Raw genomic sequence first — 9,041 nt, 5'->3', positions numbered from 1 at the left:
CATCGGACGGTGCGAGACCGGCGTCGGCCAGCGCCGCCAGGATGACCCGCTGCTGGGACGGCCCGTTCGGCGCGGTCAGCCCGTTGGACGCGCCATCGGAGTTCACGGCCGACCCGCGCACCACGGCCAGCACGTCGTGCCCGTTGCGGCGGGCGTCGGACAGGCGCTCCACGAGCAGCACACCGACGCCCTCGGACCAGGACGTGCCGTCCGCGGCGGCGGAGAACGGCTTGCAGCGGCCATCCCCGGCAAGCCCGCTCTGCCTGCCGAACTCGGTGAACATGCCCGGTGTCGCCATGACCGTCACCCCGGCGACCAAGGCCAGCGACGACTCACCCGACCGCAACGACCGCACCGCCAGATGCAACGCCACCAACGACGAAGAACACGCGGTATCCACCGTCAACGCGGGACCCTCGAACCCGAACGTGTACGCGATCCGGCCCGACGCGACGCTCGCCGTGCTCCCGGTGAGCAGGTAGCCCTCGGCGTCCGCCGTGGCCTCGTGCATGCGCGGGCCGTACTCCTGCGACATCGCACCCACAAACACCCCGGTCCGACTGCCACGCAACGACAACGGATCAACACCAGCCCGCTCCAACACCTCCCACGACGCCTCCAGCAACACCCGCTGCTGCGGATCCATCGCCAACGCCTCACGCGGCGAAATACCGAACAACGCGGCGTCGAACCCGCTGGCCTCGTGCAGGAAACCGCCGCGCACCGGGAAGTCCCGGTCGCCGAGGTCCCAGCCCCGGTCGGCGGGGAAGCCGGTCACCGCGTCGCCGCCAGAGGCGACGAGGCCCCACAGGTCCTCCGGCGACCGCACGTCGCCGGGGAACCGGCAGGCCATGCCGACGATGACGACCGGGTCGCCGGTGTCCGCGACCGGCGCCACCTCCCTCGGCACGCGCCGCGCGCCACGCAGGTGGTCCGCGACGGCGGCGGGGGTCGGGTAGTCGAACATCAGGGTCGCGGGCAGCGGGGTGCCGGTCGCGGCGGCGAGACTGTCGCGCAGTTCGACCGCCGTCATGGAGTCGAAACCCAGCTCCTTGAAGGTGCGGTCGACGGGGACCCGGTCCGGCGACGCGAACTCCAGGATCGCGGCGACGTGCGCGCGAACCAGGTCCATGGCGTCCCGCTCGCCCGCCCGCGCGGACGGCGCCGGGATCTCGATCGGTGTGACCGCGCGCGTGGCGGCACGCGCCCCGTCACGCCAGTAGCGTTCGCGTTGGAAGGCGTAGGTGGGGAGGTCGACGCGGCGGGGATCGGTGCCCGCGAAGACGGCGTCCCAGTCGACGCCGGCACCGGCGGTGTGCGCGGCGACGACGGCGGACAGGACGGTCTCGACCTCGTCGCGGTCCCGGCGCAGCGGCACTGCGGTGCCGGGCACGTGTGCGGCCAGCACGGCGTCCGGCCCGATCTCGATGCCTGCCCCGACGCCGTCAGCGGTCAGCCGGGCCATCCGGTCGGCGAACCGCACGGTGTTGCGGACCTGCCACACCCAGTACATCGGGTCGGTGACCTCGTCGGACACCATCGGCACGCGTGGCTCGCGGTAGGTGAGCGTGCGTGCGACGGCGGCGAAACCGTCGAGCATCGGGTCCATGAGCCTGGAGTGCGAGGCGTGCGAGATGGGCAGCGCCCGAACCCGTCTGCCTTCGGCCCGCCAGCGCGCGGCGAGCGCGGCGACCTCGTCCTCTGCGCCGGACACCACCAGCGCCGTCGGGCTGTTGATCGCGGCGATGTCCATCCCGGCAGGCACGTCGGCCTCGGACACCTCGGCGGCGAGCATCGCACCGCCGGGCGGCAGCACCTGCATCATCCCGCCGCGGGCGGCGACCAGCGTGCACGCGTCGTCCAGCGACAGCACACCGGCGATGTGGGCGGCGGCGATCTCGCCGATGGAGTGCCCCGTGATCACGTCGGGCACGACACCCCACGACTCCAGCAGCCGGGCGAGCGCGACCTGGACCACGAACAGCGCGCACTGGGCGCTGCCGGTCCTGGTCATGACGGACTCGTCGTCCAGCGGGACCTCGGAGAAGCGGGCGCGGGCGGCGTCGGCGGCCTCGGCGTAGGCGGGGAAGGCGCGGTAGAGGCCCTCGCCCATGCCGGGCCGCTGGCCGCCCTGGCCGGAGAACAGGAACGCGACGCGGCCGTGGTTCGCGGGCCCGGTGGTCAGCGCCCGCGCGGGCAGCCCGTTCGCGAGCGCGTCGAGTGCGCCGAGGAGTTCGTCGCGGTCACGGGCCACGATCCCGGCGCGACGCTCGAAGGCGGTGCGGGTCGTCGCCAGCGAATGGCCGAGGTCGGCGAGCCTGCCGGTGTCGCCGATGGCCGCGCGCAGCCGGGCGGCCTGGTCACGCAGCGCCTGCTCGGTCCGTCCGGAAAGGACGACCGGCGTCGGCCGCCCGGTCTCGGTCGGGACGGCCGGTTCTGGTTGCGGCACACCGGAGAGGACGACGTGACAGTTGGTGCCCCCGGCACCGAAGGAGCTGACGCCCGCGACCAGCCGCCCATCCCGCGCCGGGAAGTCGCTCAGCTCCGTGACGACCCGTAGGTTCAGGTCGGCCAGGGGGATCTCCGGGTTGGGGGTCTCGAAGTGGAGGCTCGCCGGGATACGGCCGTGCGCGACCGCGAGGACGGCCTTGAGCAGCCCCGCCGCGCCCGCGGCGCCCTCCAGGTGACCGATGTTCGTCTTCACCGAGCCGACCGGCAACGGCTCGGACCGGTGCGTGCCGAGCACCGCGCCGAGCGCGGCGGCCTCGATGGGGTCACCGAGACGGGTGCCGGTGCCGTGCAGTTCGACGTAGCCGAGCGCACCGGGGTCGACACCCGCGCGGGCGTACGCCTCGCGCAACACGGCTTCCTGGGCGCGCTTGCTCGGCGCGGTGAGACTGGCCCCGCCGCCGTCGTTGTTGACAGCGGTGCCGTGGATGACGGCGTGGACGCGGTCGCCGTCGGCGATGGCGCGGTGCAGTGGTTTGAGCACGACGAGCACACCGCCCTCGCCTCGGACGAACCCGTTGGCGCGGGCGTCGAAGGTGTGGCAGCGCCCGTCCGGGGACAGCCCACCGAACCGGGCGGCGCTGACCGTGCTCTCCTCGGCGAGGATGAGGTTCACCCCACCCGCGACGGCGGTGTCGGTCTCCCCCCGCAGCAGGCTTTCCACCGCCAGGTGCACGGCGACCAGCGACGACGACTGCCCGGCGTCGACGGTCATGCTCGGCCCGCGCAGACCGAGGGTGTAGGAGACGCGGTTGGCGATGACACCACGGTTGAGGCCGGTCATGGTGTGCTGGTCGACGGCGCCCGCGCGGTGCGTCAGCGCGGCGTAGTCGTCCCAGATGGCGCCGACGAACACGCCGGTACGGCTGCCCGCGACCGCACCAGGCACGGTGCGAGCGTCCTCGAACGCCTCCCAGGCGAGTTCGAGCGCGAGCCGCTGCTGCGGGTCCATCGCCGCCGCCTCACGCGGCGAGATACCGAAGAAACCGGGATCGAACCCGGCGACGTCGGCGAGAAAACCGCCGCGGCGCACCTCGAGCCCCTCCGGCCAGCGCGCAGGCGGCGCGGCACCGACGGCGTCGGTCCCGTCGCGTAGCAGCCGCCAGAACTCCCCGGGGTTCGCCGCTCCCGGCACCCGGCAGGCCATTCCCACGATCGCGATGGCGTCGGCGGCGCCGGTGCGCAATTCAGACATGGACGTCCTCAAAAGTCGCTCGACACAGCGGACCAGCCCGGGACGAAACCGGGAAACGCATCCCAACAATTCAATTGCCGCCCGGAATCCGCCCTATTCCGAACACGCGTTTCACGGTAGTAATCGCCACCGAGGCCCAGACACCCCTACGGCCCCCACGCCGAACGCACGACGACTCTCCCCGGACCCGTACGGGCCCGAGGAGAGTCGAGTTGTGGCGCACTTCAGGACGTTGGCAGCACCATCAGCCCCTGGAGCGGCAGCCCACGCGAGACCGCGAGAGACTCAGACGGCCACCCCCGCCCGCGCCCTCCGGATCCTGCGCCGCTCGGCGAGGAACACCCGCACCGCGACAGTGAAGGCAAGCCCGGCCACGACGACCATCGCGGCGATGGTCGGCCACTGCCACGCCCTCGGCAGGTACAGCGCGAGGAACCACACCTTGGCGACGTTGCCGGAGGCCAGCATCGCCCCCGGCACCACCGCCTGCGGGAACAACGCGATGCAACCAAGAGCGAACGCACTCCACAGCAACCGCGCACGGGACTTCGGCATGGCGGCGAACACGGACCCGTCAGCGGCGACCTTCTCCTGCGCCTCCTTCCCGGCACGCATCAGGTACAGCAACTCCGGCCCGCGATCGGTCAGCCGCCGTACGGCAGCACCACCGATCGACGTCCAGTACGCCAGCCCCGTCACCACCGCGACCGCGACACCGAGAACCTCGAGCTCCTCATACCCCAGCGCCGAAGCGATCCCCACGGTCGCGATCGCGGGCACCGCGAGCACAATCGTCCCGACGAACGCGGCGAACGCGCCACCGACCTCGTCACCGTGATCCATCGGCGAGTTGCGGTTACGGTGCGGGTCCGGTCCTGGCGCGAGCTGGCTGAGACCGATCAACGGCACCAGCGCCACGCCGGCACCGAGCACACCGGTGGTCGCCGCCGACGCCCAGTGCCACAACGCGTACTCGCCGGACACCACGGTCCCGAGGACCGACAGCAGAATCGACATCGGGGCGAAGAACGTCAGCCACGCCAGTTGCCTGCCACGCACGTCGGCCGAAGCGGTGTCCGGCGCGACCAGGTTCATCCACAGCGCGGTGCCGTCCTGCCCGTACAGGTTGGCGCTGCCAGCGGCACCCATCACCGCGGTGAGCGCCCCCGCGAACGGCAGCAACACCGAGGACCCGAACGCCAGCGGCACCAGGCAGGACAGGACCGCGAACACGGGCGCGAGAACAAGCCCCTGCACCCGCTGCGGGCTGCGCAGCCAGGTCCGGATCTCCTTGCGGTACACCGAACCGGTACGCCCGGCCGCCGTGGCAGGCAGGTCCGAGGTGCCGCGCACGACCGGCCGCCCGAGGCGCGGCGGCCCGAGCACCCGGCTCCAGGCCAGCACCAGCAACGCGGTCAGCACGACGAGCCCGGCCAGCGGCACCACGGTCCACAGCCAGTCACCCCGCGACGACGCCTCGACGGCGACCAGGCCCCAGCTCGACGGCAACGCCCGCACCACGGCGGAGAACCCTGGCGAGAACCCGTAGGCGAGGATGGCCTCCACGCCGGCGAACACGATCCACCCGGACGACGCCGCCACCAGCATCACCGCGCTGATCACGGCCGTGATCACCGCACCGGCCCTTGACCGCGACAGCGCCGCGAACATCCGTGCGGTCAGCCGCGACAGCAGCACCACGAGCGTGAGCTGGAGCAGCGCGGCCGGCACCGCGAGCACGATCGGGACGACCCCGCCGAGCCGGGCGGCGAACACGACCGAGGAGGCGAACGCGACAAGGGACACCGCGGTGGTGATCCCGGCGAACGCCGCCACCAGCAGCCCGACGGCGAGCTTGCGGCGCGGGATCGGCAGCAGCGCGAAGTGCTCGGCACGCAGTACCGGCTCGCCTGCCCACGCGGGCCCGAGCATCCAGCCGAGGGCCCACACCGCGTACACGAGCGCGAGCAGGTCGAGGACGGTGCCGGGCGCGGAGTCGATCCCGGCGACCGCGATCGTCGCGAACGCGGCGAGGACGCCGAGCAGGGCGCCGGTCGCGGTCCAGTTGGCCTTGCTGCCGGTCGTGGACCGGCGCAGGACCGCGAGCTTCATCCGGATCAGGACGCCAACCACGACAGTCCCTTCGCCTCTGCGGTGTCGGCGCCGACCAGCTCGACGAACGCCTCCTCCAGCGTCTTGCCCGCCCGCACACCGTCGACGGGGCCCTCGGCGAGGACCGTGCCCTTGGCGATGACCGCGACGGTGTCGCACATCTGCTCCACCAGCGCCATCACGTGGCTGGACAGCACGATCGACCCGCCTGCCGCGATGAACCCGCGCAGGATCGCCTTGAGCTTGGCCGCCGACACCGGGTCGATGGCCTCGAACGGCTCGTCGAGCACCAGCAGCTTGGGTGCGTGCAGCATCGCGGCCGCCAGGCCGATCTTCTTGCGCATGCCGGTCGAGTAGTCGATCACCAGGGTGCGCTCGACATCGCCGTCGAGTTCCATGACCTCGAGCAGCTCGCCCGCGCGGGCGGTGGCGGTGGCGGCGTCGATGCCGCGCAGCCGGGCGGTGTAGGTGAGCAGCTCACGGCCGGTGAGCTGCTCTGGCATGGCGAGACCGTCCGGCAGGACGCCGATGAGCTGCTTGGCCTTCTCCGGCTCGGCCCACAGGTCCACGCCGAACACCATGGAGCGGCCGTCGTCGGGGCGGAGCAGGCCGGTGGCCATGGACAGCATGGTGGTCTTGCCAGCGCCGTTGGGTCCGACGAGTCCGTAGAAAGAGCCGGGTGCCACGGTCAGTTCGGCGTGCTTCACCGCGACGTAGTCGCCGAACGTCTTGTGCAGTCCGGCGATCGCCAGCGCGGGTGGGTGGCCGGTCGCGTTCACTCGGTCGCTCCTTGGGTGGGGGTTGGGATTCGGTTCGGGCAGTGCGCCGGTCAGGGCTGTGCCACCAGGTCGGCCAGGTCACCATCGAGGTCACCGTCGGCCAGTTCGCCGTCGATGAGGTCGAAGATCGTGTCAGTGGTGGCGTCGTCGAGGTCGTGGTCGTCACCGGGCCCGTCGGCGACGGCCGGTTCCGCTTCCCACCTGGCCAGCAGGGCCGCCATCCTGGCCCGCACCGCGGCCGCGCCGGGCGCGGCCATGCCGGGCAGCAGGGCCGCGATCCGTTCCAGGTCCGCCAGCGCGGTGTCGGCGGGGGCCGGTCCGGCCGGCAGTGTCTCGGCGAGCAGGAACGCCGCCAGCGCCTCGGGTGTCGGGTGGTCGAACACCAGCGTCGCGGGCAGCCGGACACCCGCCGCGGCGGCGAGCCGGTTGCGTAGTTCGACGGCGGTGAGTGAGTCGACACCCAGGTCGGTGAACGGGCGGCCGGGGCCGACGGAGTCCGGCGACGGGTGGCCGAGCACCAGCGCGGTGTTGGTGAGCACGAGGTCCAGCACGACCCGGGTGCGTTCGGCACCCGGCAGTCTGGCGAGTTGCTCGGCCAGGCCACCGGCTGTCTCGCGTGCCGCGGCTCTTGGTGCCGGGCGGACGAGGCCGCGCAGCAACGGCGGTACCGGCGCGCCGGAGGAGCGGAGTCCCGCGAGGTCGAGGTTGGCGGGGACGACGTGTGCCGGTGTGCCTGCGATCGCCGCGTCGAACAGGGCGGTGCCCTGTGCCACGGTGATCGCGGTGCCGCCGCGGGCGCGGTCGTGGTCGGACAGCGAACCGGTCATGCCGCCCTCCCACATGCCCCACGCCAGGGCGGTCGCGGGGAGGCCGTCGGCGCGGCGGCGCTGGGCGAGGCCGTCGAGGACGGCGTTCGCGGCGGAGTAGTTGGCCTGGCCGGGGGTGCCGAACACGGCGGAGGCCGAGGAGTACAGGGCGAAGACGGCCAGGTCGGCGTAGGCGGTCAGTTCGTGCAGTGCGATGGCGGCGTCGGCCTTGGGGGCCATGACCGCGGCCAGCCGGTCCGGGGTGACCGCCTCGACCACGCCGTCGTCGAGCACACCGGCCGCGTGGACCACCGCGGTGAGCGGATGCTCGGCGGGGATGTCCGCGAGCAGCCCGGCGAGGGCGGCGCGATCGGTGACGTCACAGGCGACGACCCGGACGTCCGTGCCGGGCAGCACCTCCCGGTCCGGGCCGCCCAGCCCGGACCGGGAGGCGAGCAGCAGGTGGCGGGCGCCGTGGCGGGTGGCGAGGTGCTCGGCGACCGCGGTGCCGAGCGCGCCGGTCCCGCCGGTGACCAGGACGGTGCCGTCGGGGTCGATCGGGCGCGGGATGGTGAACACGTTCTTGCCGGTGTGCCTGCCATGGCCGATGTGCCGGAACGCGGTGGCCGCCTCCCGGATGTCCCATGCCCGCACCGGTGGCGGGGTCAGCGCGCCGGACGCGAACAGGGCGAGCAGGTCGGCGAGCATGGCGCCGGTGCGGTCCGGCCCGGCCTCACCGAGGTCGAACGCGCGATAGGCGACGCCGTCCGGCGAGCGCAGGTCGGCCTTGCCCATCTCGATGAACCGGCCGCCAGGGGCCAGCAGCCCCAGCGACGCGTCGACGAACTCGCCCGCGAGCGCGTTGAGCACGACGTCCACCCTGGGGAACCGGTCGGCGAAGCCGAGGTCGCGGGAGGAGGCGAGGTGGTCGGCGTCCAGGCCGGTCGCAGGCCACTTGGCCGGGCTCGCCGTGCCGTAGACCTCCGCGCCGAGATACCTCGCCAGTTGCACGGCCGCCGTGCCGACACCGCCAGCGGCGGCGTGGATCAGTACGGACTCGCCCGCGCGCAGCCCGGCCAGGTCGACAAGGCCGTAGTAGGCGGTCAGGTACGCCATGGGGATCGACGCGGCCCTCGCGAAGGACCAGCCCGAGGGGATCGGGGCGAGGTGGCGGCGGTCGGCGGTCGCGACCGGGCCGAAACCGCCGGACACCAGGCCGAACACCCGGTCGCCGGGGCGCAGGTCCGGCACACCGTCGCCGACCTCGAGCACGACGCCCGCGGCCTCGGTGCCCATGGCGGCGGCCTCTGGGTAGGAGCCGAGCGCGATCAGCACGTCCCGGAAGTTGATCCCGGCCGCGCGGACCGCGACGCGGACATGGCCCTCGGCAAGGGGTTCCGGTTGCGCCGGGACCAGGTCGAGGCCGTCGAGGGTGCCGTCGGCAGGCGGGGCGAGCTGCCAGGTGCCGACGTCCGGGATCGTCAGCGCGGGCAGGGTCGCGGCGCGGGTCAGGCGCGGGACGAGAACGTCCGCGCCGCGCACCGCGGCCTGCGGCTCCCCCGACGCGACGACGGCCGCGAGCACGGTGGCCGGGGCGTCGCCGTCGACCAGGACGAACCGGCCGGGGTGCTCGGTCTGCGC

4 protein-coding genes are annotated in these 9,041 nt (G+C 73.2%); all 4 read right to left on the bottom strand.

The window, feature by feature from the left end:
* Positions 1-3,703: beta-ketoacyl synthase N-terminal-like domain-containing protein (locus tag WBA97_RS31900; RefSeq protein WP_424234681.1), on the bottom strand; the 3,703-nt coding region annotated here is incomplete at its 3' end.
* Positions 3,704-3,988: 285 nt separating this feature from the next.
* The gene (locus tag WBA97_RS31895; RefSeq protein ID WP_424234680.1) at positions 3,989-5,836 is read right to left on the bottom strand and encodes a hypothetical protein; all 1,848 of its coding nucleotides are present in this window, start codon (positions 5,834-5,836) and stop codon (positions 3,989-3,991) included.
* Entirely contained in the window at positions 5,821-6,594 is a 774-nt protein-coding gene (locus WBA97_RS31890; RefSeq protein WP_424234679.1) for an ABC transporter ATP-binding protein, read from the bottom strand. The genes WBA97_RS31895 and WBA97_RS31890 overlap by 16 nt, the downstream gene beginning before the upstream one ends.
* Positions 6,595-6,644: 50 nt before the next feature.
* On the bottom strand, positions 6,645-9,041 hold a 2,397-nt coding region (locus WBA97_RS31885; RefSeq protein ID WP_424234678.1), incomplete at its 5' end, for an SDR family NAD(P)-dependent oxidoreductase.

Origin of the sequence: Actinophytocola sp. (genome assembly GCF_049647105.1) — a bacterium.
Taxonomy (GTDB): domain Bacteria; phylum Actinomycetota; class Actinomycetes; order Mycobacteriales; family Pseudonocardiaceae; genus Actinophytocola.
Note: the sequence above shows the minus strand (reverse complement) of the source record. Positions and strands in the feature narration are given on the sequence as shown.